General features: G+C 40.4%; 19 protein-coding genes and 1 pseudogene. 19 read left to right on the forward strand and 1 reads right to left on the reverse strand.

All coding sequences use genetic code 11. The features are described 5' to 3' along the window. Window positions 1-24 precede the first annotated feature (24 nt). Both NE638_RS07275 and NE638_RS07280 read left to right on the forward strand, forming a co-directional pair. The gene (locus NE638_RS07275; protein ID WP_118608802.1) at window positions 25-663 is read left to right on the forward strand and encodes an ECF transporter S component; all 639 of its coding nucleotides are present in this window, start codon (window positions 25-27) and stop codon (window positions 661-663) included. A 19-nt stretch (window positions 664-682) separates the two neighbouring features. Beyond that, window positions 683-1,447, forward strand: coding sequence for a type III pantothenate kinase (locus NE638_RS07280; RefSeq protein ID WP_092069061.1), 765 nt, complete (start codon window positions 683-685; stop codon window positions 1,445-1,447). Window positions 1,448-1,501: 54 nt separating this feature from the next. Here NE638_RS07280 and NE638_RS07285 read toward each other — a convergent pair whose 3' ends face one another. Further along, window positions 1,502-2,398, reverse strand: a complete 897-nt coding sequence (locus NE638_RS07285) for an RluA family pseudouridine synthase (RefSeq protein ID WP_118608803.1) — start codon at window positions 2,396-2,398, stop codon at window positions 1,502-1,504. A gap of 561 nt (window positions 2,399-2,959) precedes the next feature. Here NE638_RS07285 and NE638_RS07290 point away from each other — a divergent pair. From NE638_RS07290 to cobM, 17 genes and pseudogenes are all read left to right on the forward strand, one after another. Beyond that, on the forward strand, window positions 2,960-4,141 hold the full coding sequence (locus NE638_RS07290; RefSeq protein ID WP_173745954.1) for a zinc ribbon domain-containing protein: 1,182 nt from the start codon (window positions 2,960-2,962) through the stop codon (window positions 4,139-4,141). 473 nt (window positions 4,142-4,614) lie between these two features. Further along, on the forward strand, window positions 4,615-5,553 hold the full coding sequence (locus NE638_RS07295) for an NAD-dependent epimerase/dehydratase family protein (protein ID WP_173745955.1): 939 nt from the start codon (window positions 4,615-4,617) through the stop codon (window positions 5,551-5,553). Window positions 5,554-5,577: 24 nt separating this feature from the next. Continuing rightward, window positions 5,578-6,693, forward strand: a complete 1,116-nt coding sequence (locus NE638_RS07300) for a glycosyltransferase (protein WP_173745956.1) — start codon at window positions 5,578-5,580, stop codon at window positions 6,691-6,693. Window positions 6,694-6,884: 191 nt separating this feature from the next. After that, window positions 6,885-7,874: a glycosyltransferase family 2 protein gene (locus tag NE638_RS07305; protein ID WP_173745957.1), complete on the forward strand. Its 990-nt coding sequence runs from the start codon at window positions 6,885-6,887 to the stop codon at window positions 7,872-7,874. A gap of 82 nt (window positions 7,875-7,956) precedes the next feature. After that, the gene (locus NE638_RS07310) at window positions 7,957-8,706 is read left to right on the forward strand and encodes a glycosyltransferase (protein WP_173745958.1); all 750 of its coding nucleotides are present in this window, start codon (window positions 7,957-7,959) and stop codon (window positions 8,704-8,706) included. Then, window positions 8,706-10,163 (forward strand): flippase, encoded by a 1,458-nt coding sequence (locus tag NE638_RS07315; protein ID WP_173745959.1) that lies wholly within the window; start codon window positions 8,706-8,708, stop codon window positions 10,161-10,163. The genes NE638_RS07310 and NE638_RS07315 overlap by 1 nt, the downstream gene beginning before the upstream one ends. 7 nt (window positions 10,164-10,170) lie before the next feature. Then, complete coding sequence (locus NE638_RS07320; RefSeq protein ID WP_173745960.1) at window positions 10,171-11,493, forward strand: DUF6418 domain-containing protein; 1,323 nt, start codon at window positions 10,171-10,173, stop codon at window positions 11,491-11,493. Between the two features lie 11 nt (window positions 11,494-11,504). Further along, window positions 11,505-12,434 carry a glycosyltransferase gene (locus tag NE638_RS07325; protein WP_173745961.1) on the forward strand — a complete coding sequence of 310 codons (930 nt, stop codon included), beginning with the start codon at window positions 11,505-11,507 and terminating at the stop codon, window positions 12,432-12,434. After that, a complete protein-coding gene (locus NE638_RS07330) occupies window positions 12,431-13,306 on the forward strand; it encodes a beta-1,6-N-acetylglucosaminyltransferase (protein ID WP_173745962.1) in 876 nt (291 codons plus the stop codon). Before NE638_RS07325 ends, NE638_RS07330 begins: the two co-directional genes overlap by 4 nt. 215 nt (window positions 13,307-13,521) lie before the next feature. Continuing rightward, window positions 13,522-13,905 (forward strand): SMU1112c/YaeR family gloxylase I-like metalloprotein, encoded by a 384-nt coding sequence (gloA2, locus tag NE638_RS07335; protein ID WP_173745963.1) that lies wholly within the window; start codon window positions 13,522-13,524, stop codon window positions 13,903-13,905. Window positions 13,906-13,919: 14 nt separating this feature from the next. Continuing rightward, on the forward strand, window positions 13,920-14,138 hold the full coding sequence (locus NE638_RS07340) for a hypothetical protein (RefSeq protein ID WP_173745964.1): 219 nt from the start codon (window positions 13,920-13,922) through the stop codon (window positions 14,136-14,138). 3 nt (window positions 14,139-14,141) lie between these two features. Further along, window positions 14,142-14,639, forward strand: coding sequence for a hypothetical protein (locus tag NE638_RS07345; protein WP_173745965.1), 498 nt, complete (start codon window positions 14,142-14,144; stop codon window positions 14,637-14,639). Window positions 14,640-14,816: 177 nt separating this feature from the next. Then, window positions 14,817-15,113 (forward strand): annotated as a pseudogene (locus NE638_RS18205) (AAA family ATPase); the annotation flags it as partial. Between the two features lie 207 nt (window positions 15,114-15,320). Next, a complete protein-coding gene (locus NE638_RS07355; RefSeq protein ID WP_021651731.1) occupies window positions 15,321-16,661 on the forward strand; it encodes an MATE family efflux transporter in 1,341 nt (446 codons plus the stop codon). A gap of 19 nt (window positions 16,662-16,680) precedes the next feature. After that, window positions 16,681-17,898: a cobalt-precorrin-5B (C(1))-methyltransferase CbiD gene (cbiD, locus tag NE638_RS07360; RefSeq protein WP_147603012.1), complete on the forward strand. Its 1,218-nt coding sequence runs from the start codon at window positions 16,681-16,683 to the stop codon at window positions 17,896-17,898. A gap of 108 nt (window positions 17,899-18,006) precedes the next feature. Continuing rightward, window positions 18,007-18,708, forward strand: a complete 702-nt coding sequence (gene cobI, locus NE638_RS07365) for a precorrin-2 C(20)-methyltransferase (RefSeq protein WP_092069119.1) — start codon at window positions 18,007-18,009, stop codon at window positions 18,706-18,708. 3 nt (window positions 18,709-18,711) lie between these two features. Beyond that, window positions 18,712-19,470, forward strand: a complete 759-nt coding sequence (gene cobM, locus NE638_RS07370) for a precorrin-4 C(11)-methyltransferase (protein WP_173745966.1) — start codon at window positions 18,712-18,714, stop codon at window positions 19,468-19,470. Window position 19,471: the final 1 nt, after the last annotated feature.

Consider the following 19,471-nt stretch of genomic DNA (forward strand, 5'->3'; position numbering starts at 1 on the left):
GAACGGTAACAAGGAGGAGAAGAAATGAAAAACAACAGATTTACAACAGCGCAGCTTACATTACTCGGCCTGATGGCAGCGATCCTTCTGCTGATGGCCTACACACCACTGGGATATCTGAACATCGGGCCACTGGCCATTTCCTTTAACGTGATCCCGGTAGCCATCAGTGCAGTCGTCCTTGGACCTGTAGGAGGAGCCGTGGCAGGTGCGATCTTCGGCCTGACCAGCTTTCTCCAGTGCATCGGAGTAGGCGGCTCCAGTGCAATGGGAGTTGTGCTTTTCGGTATCAATCCGGTATTTGCCTTTATCCAGCGCTTCATCCCACGTCTTCTGGACGGTATCTGCCTCGGATATATTTTTAAAGGCATGCGAAAGGTCAGCAATACCTATGTGGCATGTGCAGTAACCGGATTCTTTTCCGCATTCCTGAATACACTGTTCTTCATGGCAGCACTTGTAGGACTGTTCGGAAATACCGATTATGTAAAAAATCTGATGGGCGGTCATAACATCATCATCGGCTGCTGTCTTATGGTAGGGATCAACGCAGTATGCGAAATGATTTCCTCCACAGTGATCACAGGAGCAGTGGGAGCTGCACTTTCCAAGGCACATCTGATCCCATCTGCACAGATCAGTTGTAAGAAGACAAAAGCATAAAGACGGGGAAAATAAAATTATGATATTAGCAATTGATATTGGAAATACCAACATAGTCGTGGGCTGCATCGATGATCAAAAAACATACTTCATCGAGAGACTTGCTACCGTAAGAACAAAAACAGAACTGGAATATGCCGTAGACCTGAAAACCTTACTGGAAATCTACCACATCAAAAAGGCAGACATAGAAGGCTGTATCATTTCATCTGTAGTCCCGCAGATCACCAACATTGCCAGGCTGGCAGCAGAAAAGATCCTCAAAAAAGAAGTCATGGTCCTGGGACCAGGAGTAAAAACAGGTCTGAACATCATGATGGACAACCCCGGACAGCTGGGCGCGGATCTTGTGGCAGACGCTGTGGCAGGATTAAATGAATATCCGGTTCCGTTTATTGTGATCGATATGGGAACCGCCACTACAGTTTCGGTTGTCAACAGCAAAAAGCAATACATTGGCGGAATGATCCTTCCTGGCATCGGAATATCCCTGGATGCACTGACAGCCAGAGCATCCCAGCTCAGCGGGATCAGCATCGATGCCCCGAAGCATGTGATCGGGCGCAATACCATCGAATGCATGAAAAGCGGCGTGCTCTACAGCAACGCAGCAGCCATCGACGGGATCATAGACCGGGTGGAAGAAGAGCTTGGTGAGAAAACAACCGTGATCGCAACAGGCGGTCTTGCAAAAAAGATCATTTCTCATTGTAAGAAAGAAATCATTCTGGATGAGGACCTTCTGCTCAAAGGACTCCTTGTGATCTACAAAAAAAATAAATAAAAACAAAAAAATCAGCTGCCGGTGCAGGAAACACCTACCGGACAGCTGATTTTTTTATTGTAGAAATGCTCTGCGGAAATCCTCAGGCACAGGTGCCAGGAAACACATAGGCTCCTCGGTGATGGGGTGAGCAAATTCCAGCTGGAAGGAATGCAGGGCCTGGCGTCCGATCCGGTCAAAAACCGGATGATACAGAAAATCCCCCGGCAGCGGACAGCCGATATATTTCATATGCACCCGGATCTGATGAGTCCGCCCCGTATCCAGATGCAGCTCCACAAGAGCATATCCGTTGCTGACTGCAAGACGCTCATAATGAGTCACGGCAGCCTCCCCACGCTCAAAATTAACCTCCCTTGTGATCACAGAAGCATCCATTCTGGCAACAGGGGCGGAGATCGTACCCCTTTCCGGTGGGATCCCGTCAGTAAGTGCAAGATAGGTACGTCGGATCTGACGCTGCTTCATCTGGGCAGAGAGAAGAGCCCCGCTCAGAGGGTTCTTGGCAAGCACCAGCACCCCGGTGGTATCCCTGTCCAGCCGGTTGATGCAACGGTAGACAAAAGCCTTCCCCTGCTGCTTATAATACCAGGCAACACCGTTGGCAAGCGTATTCTCGTAGTTCCCGGCAGAGGGATGCACAGGCATATCAGCAGGCTTGTTTAGCACAAGGATATCCTCATCCTCATACAGGATATCAAGAGGCAGCGGTACCGGAAGGATAGAAGACTCCGATCCCTCCCCGGCTTCCTCCGGAACAAGGATCCGAAGAACATCCCCCTCCCTCAGGACCGTTCTGCCAAAAGCCGGCTGCCCGTTCAGCAGGATCGCCTGCTCCGCCCGCTTCATAGTAGTCAATATATGTTTGGAAAAACCCTTTTTCCGAAGAAACCCAAGAATATTTTCCCCGGACTCCCCGGTTAAGATCGTATAGGTAATAATTCTCTCCATAGAAAAAATCCTTTTCTGAAATTTAGCAGGCCAAAAGCCAGATCAGGTGGCCTGCGGGTATAGTATAGCATTTGGGGAGGGAAATGTCGAATAGGCATAAAAAAAGAGCTGGTACAAGAGAAAATATCCTTGGACAGCTCGTGGATTATGGGATTTGTGTCGCTTATTATCTTCATTAGTCACAGACCAAAAAAGATATATTTTACAGCCATATGTAAGAATACCATTGATATTTTCCTTTGTCAAGGCGTGCCAAAGACATGAAGCATGCTAATAATGTCGTTTTTTAAGCATCATATGCAGCAGTTTTCTATCAAAAAGTAAATAAACAGTCTGATAATCATCGAAATCTAACATTAGTGGTCACTAAAAGTGGTCACTTTTTTCTTGCGTAAATCCGCGTAAAATCAATACTTTTCAAGCTTTTTTCCTTTTTCTTTCCAATTATTAGTGGTCAAAATCGTGGTCAACTGTGCCGAAAAAAACAGCATTTAACAGTGTTTCAAGCTCTTTTTCGCTAATGAAGATATTAAGCGATACCTGACAGCAGAAAGAGATGCCATGAAAACAGGATACAGTATCAAAACATGGAAAATGCGGCTCTTTTGTCCGGAAAAGCAGATGATCGAAACAACCGAAGCCCTGTATCGGGAAGCCGTAGCCTTTTACTATGAGCTCCTGAAAGAAAGAGAAGAGCTCTGGGCCGAAAATCTGCTGACCATCCAGGGACATCTGGAAAAACTCACTGTTCCCGGAAGAGACGGAAGAGAACCAAAGTACATCCCGCCAGGCGGAAAGCTCCCCGTTTACTTTCGGAGATCTGCCATGAACAAAGCTGCAATGGCAGTAAAGACCGCTGCAAGCGCTGAAAGCTTCCCCGAAAAGATCGATGCCAATATCACCTTTTTCAAGGGAATGTACAGAGACCTGACAGACACCTCCGTAGTGCTGAAGCTCTGGAACGGAAAGAAATGGATCTGGGTATCCTGTGGACTTACAGGACGTCCCTTCCCCAAGGAAGCGGCGATCCTTTCACCAACACTGGTCCATGAGGAAAAATGGCTCATGTTCCATGTACCTGTCAAGCAGGAGAACTCCGATGCCCGGACAGCAAAGGAACGAATGCAGGAAGGCGCTAGAGTATGCAGCGTCCGCTTTACCAATACGGACAGCTTTGCAGTATGCACAGTTCTGGATGAAGAATCCAGGCAGCTGGCTGTAAAAAACTGCAGAGGTGGAAATGCATACCGACATCATTGCAAAGCTTTGATGAAAAAAGTAGAAGCATCCAGGGCATTTACCGATAAAGACAACGTCAGTCAGCCAAACAGGAAATATTACATGCATCTCAAGCACCTGAATGAACATTATGCACATCAGGTCAGCAAGGAGATCATGGATTTCTGCAAGGAAAATCACACCGGGATACTGGTACTGCCGGAGTATAATGAAGATTTTTCCAGGATATCCATGTACAGAAGCGGCAATTATTCGCCCCTTCACTTAAGTATCCGCATCCGGAATTATCTGAAATACAAAGCCTGGGCAGAAGGAATCCTGGTACTTGAGCTGCGCGCCGACGGAACAGAAAAGCAATGTTCCATCTGCGGAGCCACCGGAAAAAAACAGGGTAGCGTATTCATTTGCCAGAACGGCCATCAGGTCAACCGCTTCCTGAACGGCGCCCGAAACCTGGGCCGCAAATGCCAGGAAAGCTTCCGGAAAAACAATAAACCAAGTTAATAAGCGGCAGGAATGCCTCTTATATATAAATGCTGAGCAATCAGCAAGAGAGGAAGCGCCAGTGACGCCTCCTTTCCGGTTGAATACCGCCAGGCGGCCCAACGCAGGCGTCGCCGAAGAACTGTGCCTTTGTGGTGCGGGGTGTATTCGAAGTTATAAAAATGTGAAATGTGTGGAAGAATCGCTACGGATAGCGGTGCTTGCAGTGGCAATAAAAAAATAGGTATGAATAATTGGGCCAAACTGAGATTTGATTTTACTTTTGTGTTCATATAAGAACCATAGAGTAAGGATGGTATAGAGGAATGAATTTGAAATAGGTACAAGATATATGTTATCGATGTGATAATTCTCAATGTATACGGAAATGAATTCATAAAGAGACAAGTAGCTTTTTTATTACTATGAAATTAAATAAATTGATGACTCATGCCTATTAAGGAATATTATTCGGTTATAGAGGAGTTTGGGGTATGAAAATTTTGCTTTTAGGAGCAGCCGGCTTTATTGGAACTAATCTTACAATTGAGTTAGCTAAGAATACGAAAGATGAAATAACACTAATAGATAGAAATATAGATTTTTTTAATCCGATTATTAATATGAATTTAAACAATGTTCATATTGAAGAAGCGAGTTTGACGGTAGACATGGATTTTGATTCAATTCTTAAAAATCAAGAGATAGTTTATCATTTGGTGAGCACGACAGTACCAACAACTTCGAATCAGCATATATCCCAGGAACTAGTATCCAATGTTATCTTCTCTGCAAATTTGTTTGAGGCATGTATTCGATGTGGTGTTAAAAAGGTTGTGTTTATTTCTTCTGGAGGAACAGTATATGGCAGAGAAGCTGATTGTCCTCTGAAGGAAAAAACAGCAACGAATCCGATATCTTCGTATGGAATTCAAAAAATTACAATAGAAAAATTACTATATCTTTATAGATATATGTACGGATTAGATTATCGTATTATCCGACTTGCAAATCCGTATGGGCCATATCAAAGGCCAAATGGCGTTTTGGGAGCAGTGACAACTTTTACATATAAGGCGCTTAAAGGAGATGAAATTACAGTTTATGGAGATGGTTCTGTAGTACGTGACTTCATCTATATAGATGATGCAATTAGAGCAATTATGAAAATTGTTAAAGGTGAAAGTAAGCATAGAACGTTTAATCTTGGTTGTGGATATGGAACAAGTATCAAGAAAGTTCTCGATACAATTGAGAAAGCGTTGGGAATAAAAGTGAACGTTTCTTATGTAGAGGGACGTAAAGTGGATGTGCCTGTTAATTATCTCGATATTAGTCGGTATGAAAAATATTATGGTGCACTTAATCCAATTCCGTTGGAAGAGGGAATTAAAAGAATTTCGGATTTTATGAAAAAAGAATATGGTTTATAAAAATAAGAGTTAAGAGGATATAAGATGGAACGAGTTGCAGTTATAATGGGTAAAATGCATTCCGGCGGGAAAAAGAATCTTGTTATGGAGTATTATAGAAATATTGATAAAACAAAAATACAGTTTGATTTTTTCTGTGACACAGACTCGAATGCTATTCCAAAAGATGAGATTACTAAGTTGGGGGGCAGAGTGTATCAAATTGCACCATATCAGAACATTTTGAAAAATATGAGCCAGATGAAAACTATTTGCAAAAAGAATAATTATAAGATCATGCATGCGTATAACGGAACAATGAATTTGTTCTCAATGTTTGTTGGTTGGCAATGTGGAATTCCAATTCGTATTAGTGAAAGTATATCTATGGCGCACAGTGCTGATAAGAAAACAATACTCAAAAATATTTTGAAACCATTTTCAAAATTATTCGCAACTAACTTCATGGCGAATGGTGAAGTTTGTGGACGTTGGCAGTTTGGTGATAAGCTATTTGATGAAGGAAAAGTTAGAGTATTCAAAACGGTTATTAATACCGAAGCTAATAAGTATAACGAGGAACTCAGAAATGCAACTCGGGAAAAATATGGTGTTGAGGATAACATTGTAATTGGACATATTGGTCGTTTGACAGAACAAAAGAATACACTTTTCATTATTGATATCTTTAATGCACTGGTAAATAAAGAACCAAAAGCAAAGTTATTAATAATTGGCGATGGAAATCTTCGTGAAGCAATGATTGCAAAAATCGATGAATATGGGATAAAGGATAAAGTCCTTTACTTGGGAAGAAGAGAAGACATTCCTCAGTTTTATAATGCGATGGATTGTTTTCTGCTTCCAAGTTTATATGAAGGTTTGCCAGTTGTGGGTGTAGAAGCAGAAAATTGCGGACTCCCTATGTTTTTTTCAACAGAAATTCCAAAGGAATCTAGTGCGTGTGATGATTTGGGTGTCTTTATCTCGCTAGAAAAGAGCCCAGATGAGTGGGCTGATGAAATTCTTCAAGTTGTAAAGAAGAATATACCTATCAGAAAAGGAAAAACCGAAGAAGTAAAAGCGGCCGGATTCGATTCTAGTGTTGAGGCAAATGAACTGTTGAAGTATTATGAAGGTTTAATTGCTTCGATGAATTGAATTTTTGTTGGTGTTGTAAATTTAGGATTGAAGAAATTCGAGTGTGTTATTGACGAAATTGTATTGCTATAAAATGTTTTTATGCAGCAAGTTGGTAGTGTTGATTGCTTCAATTGATGACAAATCACGAGATTTCTACAATATAAAACAGTTAAATTCTATATTTATGCTTTGTTACGCAGAGGAAAGGTATGGTTTTAAAATTGAATAATAATCCATTGATTAGTGTTGTTGTACCAATATACAATGTTGAAAAATATTTAAGAAGATGTGTTGAGAGCATAAGATGTCAGACTTACTCTAATTTGGAGATTATATTAGTGGATGATGGATCCCCAGATAGTTGTGGGAAAATCTGTGATGCTTACAGGAATACTGATAATCGAATAAAAGTTATTCACAAAAAAAATGGAGGACTTTCGGATGCAAGGAATGTTGGCATAAAAATAGCTCAGGGAGAATACATCACTTGTATTGATAGTGATGATTTTATTTCGCCATTTTTCATAGATAATTTATGGACTGCAATACAAGAAAGTAAATGTGAGATAGCTACAAGCTGGTTTGTTGATTATTATGAAGGTGATGATATCACAGAGTCAAAAAAACTTGATATAAATGATGTACAAGTTTTAAATAAAGAGGAGTTCTATAAAAAACTTCTTTACCAGGATGGCGTTGAAATTTCAGCTTGGGGAAAGCTATACAAGGCAGAGTTGTTCAAAGGGGTTGAATATCCTACCGGAAAGCTTTATGAAGATATTCCTACTACATATTTGCTTGTGGAAAAGGTAACAAAAATAGCAGTTATCCCTAATATTGATTACTTTTATTTTCAAAGAAAAACAAGCATTGCTCAGGCAAATTTTTCCTTGCAGAAAATGGATGCTATAAATCACATGAATGATTTTAGAAATTTTATTACTGTAAACTACCCATTGCTAAAAAAGGCGGCAGAATGTAGATATTTTAGCGTTTTATGTAATATTTTATTTCAAATTCAAAGTCCCGAATTTAAACAGCAACAAGAAGAGTTATGGAATGAAATAAAAAAATATAGATATAGTGTTTTGAAAAATAGATACGGAAGAAAGAAAGCAAGAGTGGCGGCCCTTCTTTCATATGGGGGATATAAATTTTTGTATAAAATTTATGTAAGTACACAGAAGTCTGTTATTTGATGTATATTCACACTTGATGATAATATAAACGAAATCTAAATAATAAGTAATGTATCAAAAAGTAGAAGGAGAAGTTTGCTTAATGGAAATAAGGGCGACAATTGTATGTTGTTATAATCAAAAATCAATTTTTAACGAAATGATTCGCTCATTAAACGAACAGTCGGAAAAAGTGAAAATTATTGGGATTAATAATTCTGATGGAAGATTTTCGTCTTGCAGTGCGGCATTTAATTCAGTCATGGATCAAATCCACACAAAATATGTAATTTTTTCACATCAAGATATAATATATAATACAGATGATAGTTTATCACGCATAATTGATTACTTTGGGAAAATTGATTTATACGATATAGTAGGCGTAGTAGGGCGAAGCTCATTAACTAAAGAGAGAATTGGAAATATAAAACAGGGAAGGGACAAGAGACGAGCAGTTAGTGGAAAAGTAGAAGGTATTGAAAAATGTGATACCGTTGATGAATGCTTTTTTGGTGGTTATACGGAGTGCTTTAAAAGGTATCCATTTTCAGAGAAACTGTGCAATGGATGGCATATGTATGCAGTCGAAAGATGCTTGGCAGCATTAGAACGCGGTAATAAAGTATATGTTGTAGATGCTGATTTGACACATTTATCTGGAGGAAAAACAGATCACTCTTATAATGTAACATTTTATAGAATAAGTAAGAGATATAAAGCGACCGTAAAGTATCTGGCAACGACTTGTGAAGGTGCGCCAACAACAATGGGACTTCGAGAGCTATACTATATTAAGAGAGAACTTCATGTATTAAAAAGGGATTTTTTGCAAGCAAGAGGTATAAGATAATGGCAAGAAAATCTATTGCGTTAAATTCAATATTTAATACGGCATACAAAGGATTTACAGCGCTTTTTCCACTTTTAACTACCACATATATTGCTCGAACATTATTACCTGAAAAAGTGGGTCTTGTATCGTATGCTAATACTATAGTTGTTTACTTTACGACCATTGCATCACTTGGAATTCCTAACTATGGTGTAAAAGAAATTTCAAAATGCGGAGAAAACATTGAAAAACGAAGTAAAACATTTTCTGAGTTATTTTCTATAAATTTTGTTTCTACAGCTATTTGTATATTTTTGTATTATGTTTTTGTAAATCTGTTCCCATATTTTCAAAACCAGAAACCAGCACTTAATACAATGGGATTAATGCTAGTATTTAATTTTTTTAATGTTGATTGGTTCTATCAAGGAATTGAGGAATATGGAATTATAGCTACTAGAGGTATGGTTGTAAAGATAGTTTCTTTTATAGCCATGCTTTTGTTTGTTAAAAAACCAGAAGATTATCTAAAGTATGCTCTAATTCTTTGTATGGCAACAGCTGGAAACTATATTTTTAATATGGTAATCCTTAGAAAATTTGTTGTATTCAAAAGATATATTTTAAATGTTAGACATCATCTCAAACCAGTATTTATCTTACTAGCTTCTACGATTGCTACAGAACTATATATGGCTCTGGATACGGTCATGTTGGAGTATTTCCATGGTAGTTCCAATGTTGCATATTATTCTAATGCAACTAAAATTGTCAGAATGATTTATACAATGGTAATTGCTTTTGTAGCAACATTTTATCCTAGAATAGCATATTATATTCAAAACGATAAGAGAAATGAAAGTGATAAGCTTGTTGAAAAGGGGTTCGATATTATTTTGCTGATAGCCTTGCCATGTGCGTTTGGTTTAATGTCGACTGCAAAGTATATTATACTAATTTTGTTTGGAAATCAATACATGAATTCTATTCCTGTTTTGAAAGTTTCTAGTGGTTTGGTTTTTGTTTTTTCAGTAGCGTATTTGCTCGGACATGTTATCCTTATGGCATCTGGGCAGGAAAAGTATATTCTTAAAGCGACAATAATTGGAGCAATACTTAATGCAATACTTAATACATGCCTTATTCCGAAGTATGCAGAAAATGGTGCGATTATTGCATCTGTGATGTCAGAGGTAACGGTTACTTCTGTACTTATTTTTTATTCTAGGAAAAATTTCTCTATTTCAAAAGATAAATCTTTTGTTGGAAGTATTGGATTAAGTATTTTATTGATGATAATAGGAATCGCAGGGGTGAAAAAATATTTTCTATTTACAAATTCGATTGTTTTTCAGTTTATAGAAATTATTCTAGTAGCTGTTTTAATATATGGTGTAACTTTGATTTTGACAAGAAATAAATTGCTGATTGAAGCGAAAAATTTGATAGTTAGGAAAATATTGGGAAGGAGATAAATTGAAAATGGTGGCTGTAACAATACCTTTGGCGATATTGGGATTAATCATATATGCCTACTGGATATGGAATAAGTGCTCATTGGCCTTTCCATTCACGATAATTTTTTTGATTGAAATTGCATGGGGGATATTATCAATTATATGGATTGATAGTGGTATATATATTACAGAACAATTAAGAGATTCTTATACCACTGGAGCTGCAATAAGATACATATTACTTATGTTGCCATTTGCATTGGTATTTCCATATACTTTGCAAAAGAAAATATTACGTAAACAGTACAAAACTGTTAAATTTGAAATTCCAGGAGTCTCATTGGATAGTATTATTTGGAATTTATGCTTAATTTCTGTCGGATATATTTTCCTTGATTTAATGATTTCTGGTATACCATTATTAAGTAGTAGTGTTAATAAAATAGACTATTATACTAAATTTTCAAAACTTCCATTGGCGAGTACATTACATAATTTTATTATGCCATTTGCAATGTTGTTGTCAGGTATAAGATTTTCAAGAAGTATGCGAAAAAGTAAAGAATACTATAAATCATTAGCTGTAGCTGGTTCAATTATGGTTATTCAAATTTTAATGGATAATAAATTTTATGGATTATACGATTATGCAATTTGGTTTTCGATTCCTGTAATTGGAACGTATATAAAGAAAAAAATTGATGAAAAACGTGTAGCAAAAATCCCTTTTAAATATATTCTCATTACTTTGGTGATTTTAGGGATTCTATTAGGAATATGTTATAAACAATATGCACGATTAAACACAGATCCTTTTGCTGCACTTTTAAACAGAATTTTTTCACTTCAATCGCACACTTTTTGGGGAATTGATCTTTTAGCTCAAAAAGGAAAATTATCATTTGACTTTGATTGGATTTGTAAAGAAGTTTTAGCTGGTATTTCCGGAACCTCGTTAACAAATGGTGATTTTGGAATTGGGCGAGTGATGTATTTGGTAACTAAATCAACATATGCTTATGATATGTTAAGAAGTGGTGTGCAATTTGCAGGAAGCTTTTTAACAGTATCTCTTAGCTATGCGGGGTATATTGCTACTTTTGCATATTCTTTTATCATTGGATATATTACTGCAAGTATATGTGCAGTTTTTTATACCTATTTAAAAGGAAAAGATTTAGTCATGCTTTTTTTCTGTTTTTTATTATATAGAAGAATGTATGAATATTTTAGAGTTGGAAATCTTTCAATTATTTTGAGTTGGAAAATGGTGATACTCTTTATAATTCTTTTTGGAAGCACAAAAATAGTTTTGGGACGGCGAACTCAAGTAGAAACAACGATTTAAGGAGAAAGAATATGCAAATGAAAACATCTGTCATAATGACAGTCTATAATGGCTCTAAATATTTATTGGAGATGCTTGAATCATTGAGAAAACAAACTAGAGCTATTGATGAACTTCTCATATTTGATGATCGTTCAACTGATTCAAGCCAAATGATAATAAAGACTTATATTTCTAAATATAGGTTGAATAATTGGAAACTAGTTGTAAATAAAGAAAACAAAGGATGGGAAAAAAATTTTACAGATGGAATAAGTACAGCTACAGGAGATATCATATTCCCATGTGATCAGGATGATATATGGCATCTTGATAAAATTGAAAAAATGTCAACTGCGTTTGAAAATAATGATGACATTCTTCTTTTGGTATCTGGATATCATGCCTTCAGTGAAAACGGCGGGAAAATGGCTACTCAACAAAATGTACGGACGGAATCGGAAGATATAGTAAGTAAGATTGTATTTGACGAGAAATACTATCAAATACTCAGGCCAGGTTGTACAATGGCTTTTCGAAAAGAAATCATGCCTGCTTTTAAAACTTTATGGAAGGAAGGTACTCCGCATGATGCATTACTTTGGACGATTGCCTCGATACAGCAGAGATTATATTTATATCAAGGGACATTTATAGAATATAGAAGACATGATTCTAATGCGTCAAAGAATATATCACATGGATATAAATATAAAGTTAATGAGATAGAACGTACTGCATTAGTGAATGAATGGTATTTAAGTACATATGATGGGGATTTGCAAAAAAGAAAAACAATTGAATGTTGTACAAAGTGGTGTACTTTTAGAAAAAAACTTATTGTTGACAAGAAATTGGTTTACTGGATTAGATTGTGGCCTTTGAAAAAATATTATTTGAAACCTAAAAAGTATTTAGGTGATTTGTATTACTATCTTGTCAGATTGGGGATGAAAGAATGAAATTTGCTTATTTGATTATGGCCCATAATGAGCCATATGTATTGGAAAAGCTTATTCGAATGTTAGATTATCCGGATAATGACATATACATTCATATAGATGAAAAATCGCAGTTGATCAACAAAGATGCTCTTTACACAAATTCGGCACATTTGGTAGTAATACCGTCTCGAAATGTGACGTGGGGAGGAGTAAGTCAAGTAAATATTGTTTTAGATCTTCTTGCAGAAGCACTTAAAACTCAACATGATTATTATCACTTGATTTCTGGTGTAGACCTTCCTTTGAAAAAGCATTCAGATATGGTGGCATTCTTTGAGAATAACAACGGAAAAGAATTTATAGGTATTACACCGAATTGGGCAGAAAGCCCTTCCATTGCTAAAAGATATGAGTTACATTGGTTTTTTCAAGATAAAATTGGGAAAAAGAAAAATATTCTTTGGGTGCTATCAAGAATTATCACAAAAATTGAAATGATGTTTAGGTATAAAAGATATAAGAATGAGAAAATTCATTTTTATGGTGGGCCAGGATGGTTTAGTATAACTGGAAAAGCGGCAACTTATATATTGAATCATGGAGAATGGGCAAAAAATCGCTTTAAAGAAACAATATGTGGCGATGAAATCTTTATACAGACAATTATTGGAAATAGTGCTTTTGCTGAGAATATCTTTAATAAAGAAAGTGGAGATTCGTATGCTGAATGTTTAAGATATGCTAGATTTAATGGGCCTTCACCATTTGTTTTAAATATCGCGGACTATAATGTATTAGTTAATTCTAATTGTATTTTTGCCAGGAAATTTGGAACATCATTACCAGAAGAAAAAGAATTGGTTGATAAGATATTTGACATGTACAAATAGCACCGAATCTATTTTATTCAAAGTAAAATTAAGTAAGGAATACTTTCTACTACGATTGAAAAAATAAATATCATTATGAGAGAATAGCTGAAATAAAAAATAGTTCCGTGTAGACTGAATTCCAGAGAGAATTGAAAGTTTACACGGCATATTTTAAATGCTAATATATAGTTTATAACGAAAATAAGACAAACAAAAAAAGGAGTACAAGAAAAATGAACCTATCAAAAATACACCACATCGCAATCATCGTATCCAACTACGAATCCGCAAAGGATTTCTACGTAAACAAGCTTGGCTTTTCCATCATCAGAGAAAACTATCGTTCAGAGCGCAGGGACTGGAAGCTGGATCTGCGTGTGGATGAACACACGGAGCTGGAGATTTTTGCAGAACCAAATCCACCGAAGCGGGTGAACCGTCCGGAGGCTTGTGGTCTGCGTCATCTTGCTTTCTGTGTGGAGAGTGTGGAGCAGACGGTGAAAGAGTTGGCGGAGGTCGGAATCGAATGTGAGCCGATCCGTGTGGATGATTTTACCGGCAAGAAGATGACATTTTTTCATGACCCGGACGGATTGCCGCTGGAGCTGCATGAGTAAGAGGATTGGAACAAATGATATTTCGTAAGGCAGTAAAAGATGATTTTGACAACATAAAATCTCTGTACTGGGAGCTGATCGACCAGGAGCAGGGGGATCCATCGTTTCCACATTGGAAGAAGGGTATCCATCCTTCTGATGAAATGCTGCATAACAGTATTGATAAGAAAGAACTGTATGTTCTGACAGATGGCGGCGAGATGACCTTCAAAATGTATGCGCTGGTTTTGTGATCTATGGGTGAGAAAAGAGCGTATAAACCAAGAAAGCCCGGAGGTGGCCGCAGGAAATCAAAGCCGGAGTATGATGCCGAGAAGATCCTTAAGGAGCTGATGGATTCTGCTGTTGTGCTTTATGATGCCGGGATGTCTTTGCAGGCCATTGCTGATGAGCTGGGTCTGAACCCGATCAAGGTTCGGAAGCTGCTTATCACGGCTGGTGTGTATGTATCGGATATGGCGGAGAAGGTGCAGGTGACCTTTGATGATTTCAGAAAAACACAGGATCATAAAGCTGCTGTCCTTTCAACTGCAAATGCTCTTGGCCTGTCCAGGTCCTCTGTTACTTCATATCTTCCGTACAAAAAGGGTGTGTATTTTCCAGGTACAGCACCGGCAGATAAGATCAGTGTTGGAGCCGAGCGGCAGCGGAGGTACAGAGCGATGAAGCGTTGGAGGAATGCCCCAACAGAAGAAGGATCAGCAGATGTTCGTATAACAGCGAGATCAAAATGAAATAATGGTTGACAGAACTGGGAAAGAACGTACTGTTCGAGCAGGGCTTGCATATGTTGCATGAAGTAAAACAGCCATCAACTTGTTATTTGCTCTGTGAAATGATAAAATCAAAATAAAACAGGTGAGTTGTAACCTCGTGCTTGAGGAACAGCTTCAGAAAGGAGTCTGAATAGCATGGGAAGATTTGTGAACCCGGACAACAGTGCATTTCAGGTTGCTCTTAACTCCAGAATATATGTGGATAAGACTGGCCTGATCGAGTACACAAACAGTGTTCTTGATACAACAAATGCTTATATCTGCAATAGTCGGCCGCGCCGGTTCGGAAAATCTTATGCAGCTAATATGTTGGCTGCGTATTATAGCAAAGGCGCAGATTCTGAGCAGATGTTTTCTGGATTGCAGATAAGCAGGGAGGCCGACTTTAAAAAGCATCTTAACAAGTATGATGTGATCCGAGTGACTTTGGAACATAATTGTATAATAAAAAACACAAAATACAAAGACTGCCGCAGGTTTCGCGCCTGCGGCATTTTCCAGTTTGTACAAAAAACACAGAAAATATATTGGAAAAAGAGCGGGAAAAGGGTATAATGTCAGAGAAAGTGTGATTGATAAAATACAGACGTTTTTTTCTGCTTTGTCAGGTCATAAATAAGTGAGGCGGAGGATGTAACAATGGAACAGCAGCATATGTTTACCAACCGGATGATCCGTAATCTTCTGGTGCCGGTAGTGCTGGAACAGATTTTGAATTCGATAATGGGAACCGCAGATACCATGATGGTCAGCAATGTGGGATCTGCGGCTCTTTCTGCGGTATCGTTGGTGGATTCCATCAATGTGCTTCTGATCCAGGCTTTTTCGGCGCTGGCAGCGGGAGGCGCCATTGTCTGCGCCCAGTATATCGGACAGAGGAATTATGAGAAGGCGAATATGTCTGCCAGGCAGGTGCTTTTTATCATCACAGCGATCTCTGTAGTGGTGTCTGCAGTCTGTCTGATCTTCCAGAAGCCGCTTTTGAGGCTGATCTTCGGTGCGGTGGATGCGGATGTTATGCGTGCATCGGAAACCTATTTCTTTTTCACGGCACTGTCATTCCCCTTTATTGCGGCTTATGATTCTGCGGCTTCGATCTTTCGTGCCCAGGAGAATACCAAGGGGCCTATGGCCATCTCCATGATCTCCAATATCATGAACATTGGCGGAAACGCGGTTCTGATCTGGGTTTTCCACCTTGGTGTTGCAGGAGCGGCGATCTCCACACTGGTTTCCCGTATTTTCTGTGCAGTGGTTGTTCTCTGGCAGCTGCGTAAGGATCGTCAGCCTGTCGTTGTGAAGGATTACCTGAAGATCCGACCGGACTGGAGCATGATCGGACGGATCCTGGGACTTGGGATCCCTTCGGGAATTGAGAACAGTATGTTTCAGCTTGGAAAGCTTGCCATCCAGTCTACGGTTTCCACACTGGGAACAGCAGCCATTGCAGCGCAGGCAATGACCAATATCCTTGAGAACCTGAATGGTATCGCAGCCATCGGAGTAGGTGTGGGCCTGATGACCATCGTAGGCCAGTGTCTTGGTGCCGGTCGCAAGGATGAGGCGGTCTATTACATAAAAAAACTCTGCGTCATTGCAGAGGCAGTTATTATCGTAAGCTGTCTGATCGTGTATATTTTGGTCAGACCGGTGACGATCCTTGGCGGAATGGAGAGTACCAGTGCAGAAATGTGCATCCACATGATCACATGGATCACCATCGTAAAGCCTGTGGTATGGACAATGGCGTTCGTGCCGGGGTATGGTCTTCGTGCAGCCGGTGATGTGAAGTTTTCCATGATCACCTCCTGCTGTACCATGTGGGCATGCAGGTTCTGTCTCTGTGTTTTCCTGATCCGTGTCCTGGGCTTCGGGCCTATGGGTGTCTGGATCGGAATGTTTGCAGACTGGACTGTTCGTGGGATCATTTTTACCTGGCGTTTCCACAGCCGTAAATGGCTGGAGCACAAGGTAATCTGAAAAGGAGGGCATCGTATATATGAAGAATGGACTGGAAGACCAGTATGTCATAAAAAACAACAAGCGCCTCCGTTATGGCTACACAACAGGTTCCTGTGCAGCCGGGGCAGCCAGGGGTGCAGTCCGGATGCTGCTTTCGGGAGAGACTCTTTCCGAGGTAGAGCTTGATACCCCAAAGGGGATCACTCTCACGTTACAGCTTCACGATATTACCCGGGGCGAAACCTATGTCTCCTGTGCGGTACAGAAGGATGCAGGGGATGATCCGGATACCACCAATGGGATCCTGGTCTATGTAAAAGCGGAGAAGTTTTCTGTTTCAGCGGCAGAACAGGACGGGGAGGAACGGAAAACAGAGAGATCCCGGCCTCAGATCATCCTGGACGGAGGGGTCGGTGTGGGGCGTGTCACCAAGCCGGGACTTTCCCAGAACGTGGGCGAGGCGGCAATCAATCCGGTTCCCAGAGCCATGATCCTGCGGGAAGCCGAAGAGGCGGCCCAGGAATATGACTACGAGGGCGGTCTGAAGCTTACCGTATCCGTCCCTCAGGGGGAGGAGATCGCGAAGAAAACTTTTAATCCCCGTCTTGGCATTCTTGGCGGGATCTCCATACTTGGAACCAGCGGGATCGTAGAGCCCATGAGTGAGAAGGCTCTGATCGAAAGCATCCATGTGGAGATGAAGCAGCATTTCTGCCAGGGAGAAGATTTTATCCTGGTGACACCGGGGAATTACGGTGCGGATTATCTCAGGGAGCATATGTCCATTCCCTTTGAGAACAATATCAAGTGCAGCAATTATGTAGGAGAGACCATTGACATGGCCATTGATATGGGCGTAAAGGGCATTCTTTTTGTGGCTCATATCGGTAAGTTTGTAAAGGTTGCCGCCGGGATCATGAATACCCATTCCCACTGTGCTGACGGAAGGATGGAGGTTCTCTGTGCAAGTGCCATCCGTGCAGGGGGCTCTCTGGAATGTGCCAGAGAGATCCTGGAGGCGGGGACTACGGATGAGGCGCTGGCTGTTCTTGACAGCTATGGTATCCTGAAAGAGACTATGGCTGTGGTCATGGAGAAGATCCAGTTTTATCTGGACCACAGATCCTATGAGCAGATCCTTCTGGGTGCTGTGGTGTTTTCCAATGTATACGGACTGCTGGGGCAGACCCGGGATGCAGAGGAGCTGATCCATAAGATACAGGAGCAGGCAGTCGGGGTGGATGATATTTCATGACAGGAAACCCCGGTCCGGATGGAATTTTTTTAATTTCAAGACAAAATTTGATATAAATAACAGACAGGTTTTATCCTGTCTGGAAAATATAGTTAGGAGGAAAGAAATATGGCAGGTAAATTATATGGTGTAGGTGTAGGACCGGGAGATCCGGAGCTTCTTACCTTAAAAGCACTTCGTCTTGTAAAGGAGGCAGAGGTGATCGCACTTCCGGGACAGGTTCCGGAGGATACGGTAGCGTTTAAGATCGTGGAGGGGGCTTATCCGGAGCTTGGAAAGAAGGAGCTTCTTGCAGTTCCTTTTCCGATGTCCAAGGATCCTGAGGTGCTGAAGAGCTATCACGATGCAGGAGCAGAAAAAGTCAAGGCTGTCCTGGACCAGGGGAAAGATGTGGTATTTCTCACACTGGGAGATCCTACCGTGTATTCCACATATCTCTATATCCATCACAGACTTGTGGCTCAGGGCTATGAGACGGAGATCGTCTGTGGCATCACATCCTTCTGTGCAGTTTCCGCCCGTCTGAACACCGGACTTGTGGAGAAGGCAGAGCCTCTTCACGTGATCCCGGCTTCCTATCAGATCGAGGATGCGCTGAAGCTTTCCGGTACCAAGGTCCTTATGAAGGCCGGAAAGAAAATGAAGGATGTGAAGGCGGAGCTTCTTTCTCAGGGGGCAGAGGCCATGATGATCGAAAACTGCGGAATGCCGGATGAAAAGATCTACCGGACCGTGGAGGAGATCCCTGAGGATGCAGGATATTATTCCCTGATCATTATCAAAGAAAACAAAGACAGAAGAGAGGAATAGATTATGGTACATTTTGTAGGAGCAGGTCCGGGAGCACCGGATCTTATCACAGTAAGAGGTAAACAGTATCTGGAAGAGGCAGATGTGATCATCTATGCGGGATCTCTTGTAAATCCCCAGCTTCTGGAGTATTCCAAGGATGTGTGCACCATCCATAACAGTGCAAAGATGACCCTTGAGGAAGTGATCTCTGTTATGGAGAGAGCAGAGGCTGAGGGTAAGATGACCGTTCGTCTCCACACCGGCGATCCATGTATCTATGGTGCGATCCGTGAGCAGATGGATATCCTGGATGAAAAGGGAATCCCCTATGATTCCTGCCCGGGTGTCAGTGCCTTCTGCGGAGCTGCATCTGCACTGAACCTGGAGTATACACTTCCGGATATTTCCCAGAGTGTGATCATCACAAGAATGGAAGGAAGGACACCGGTGCCGGCAAAAGAGAGTATTCAGTCCTTTGCCGCTCATAATGCGACTATGGTTATTTTCCTCAGTACAGGTATGCTGGAGGAGCTGAGCCGCAGACTGGTGGAGGGCGGATACCGTGAGGATACACCGGCTGCCATCGTCTACAAGGCAACCTGGCCCGATGAGAAGAAGTTTATCTGTACAGTGGGTACTCTGGCGCAGACAGCAAAAGAGAACAAGATCACAAAAACAGCGCTTATGCTGGTAGGCGATGCGGTCAATGCTGCAAGCTATGACAGATCCAAGCTGTATGATCCGAGCTTTACCACAGAGTTCCGTGAGGCTACGAAATAAA

It is taken from the genome of Blautia sp. MSK.18.38 (assembly GCF_024460535.1).
GTDB classification, from domain to species: domain Bacteria; phylum Bacillota; class Clostridia; order Lachnospirales; family Lachnospiraceae; genus Blautia_A; species Blautia_A fusiformis.

Coding starts and splice junctions, on each gene's coding strand:
- cobI (WP_092069119.1), top strand. CDS start 18,007: ATGGCAGGTAAATTATATGGTGTAGGTGTAGGACCGGGAGATCCGGAG.
- NE638_RS07295 (WP_173745955.1), top strand. CDS start 4,615: ATGAAAATTTTGCTTTTAGGAGCAGCCGGCTTTATTGGAACTAATCTT.
- NE638_RS07355 (WP_021651731.1), top strand. CDS start 15,321: ATGGAACAGCAGCATATGTTTACCAACCGGATGATCCGTAATCTTCTG.
- NE638_RS07290 (WP_173745954.1), top strand. CDS start 2,960: ATGAAAACAGGATACAGTATCAAAACATGGAAAATGCGGCTCTTTTGT.
- NE638_RS07330 (WP_173745962.1), top strand. CDS start 12,431: ATGAAATTTGCTTATTTGATTATGGCCCATAATGAGCCATATGTATTG.
- NE638_RS07320 (WP_173745960.1), top strand. CDS start 10,171: ATGGTGGCTGTAACAATACCTTTGGCGATATTGGGATTAATCATATAT.
- NE638_RS07305 (WP_173745957.1), top strand. CDS start 6,885: ATGGTTTTAAAATTGAATAATAATCCATTGATTAGTGTTGTTGTACCA.
- NE638_RS07325 (WP_173745961.1), top strand. CDS start 11,505: ATGCAAATGAAAACATCTGTCATAATGACAGTCTATAATGGCTCTAAA.
- NE638_RS07345 (WP_173745965.1), top strand. CDS start 14,142: ATGGGTGAGAAAAGAGCGTATAAACCAAGAAAGCCCGGAGGTGGCCGC.
- NE638_RS07315 (WP_173745959.1), top strand. CDS start 8,706: ATGGCAAGAAAATCTATTGCGTTAAATTCAATATTTAATACGGCATAC.
- cbiD (WP_147603012.1), top strand. CDS start 16,681: ATGAAGAATGGACTGGAAGACCAGTATGTCATAAAAAACAACAAGCGC.
- NE638_RS07310 (WP_173745958.1), top strand. CDS start 7,957: ATGGAAATAAGGGCGACAATTGTATGTTGTTATAATCAAAAATCAATT.
- NE638_RS07340 (WP_173745964.1), top strand. CDS start 13,920: ATGATATTTCGTAAGGCAGTAAAAGATGATTTTGACAACATAAAATCT.
- NE638_RS07280 (WP_092069061.1), top strand. CDS start 683: ATGATATTAGCAATTGATATTGGAAATACCAACATAGTCGTGGGCTGC.
- gloA2 (WP_173745963.1), top strand. CDS start 13,522: ATGAACCTATCAAAAATACACCACATCGCAATCATCGTATCCAACTAC.
- NE638_RS07275 (WP_118608802.1), top strand. CDS start 25: ATGAAAAACAACAGATTTACAACAGCGCAGCTTACATTACTCGGCCTG.
- cobM (WP_173745966.1), top strand. CDS start 18,712: ATGGTACATTTTGTAGGAGCAGGTCCGGGAGCACCGGATCTTATCACA.
- NE638_RS07300 (WP_173745956.1), top strand. CDS start 5,578: ATGGAACGAGTTGCAGTTATAATGGGTAAAATGCATTCCGGCGGGAAA.
- NE638_RS07285 (WP_118608803.1), bottom strand. CDS start 2,398: ATGGAGAGAATTATTACCTATACGATCTTAACCGGGGAGTCCGGGGAA.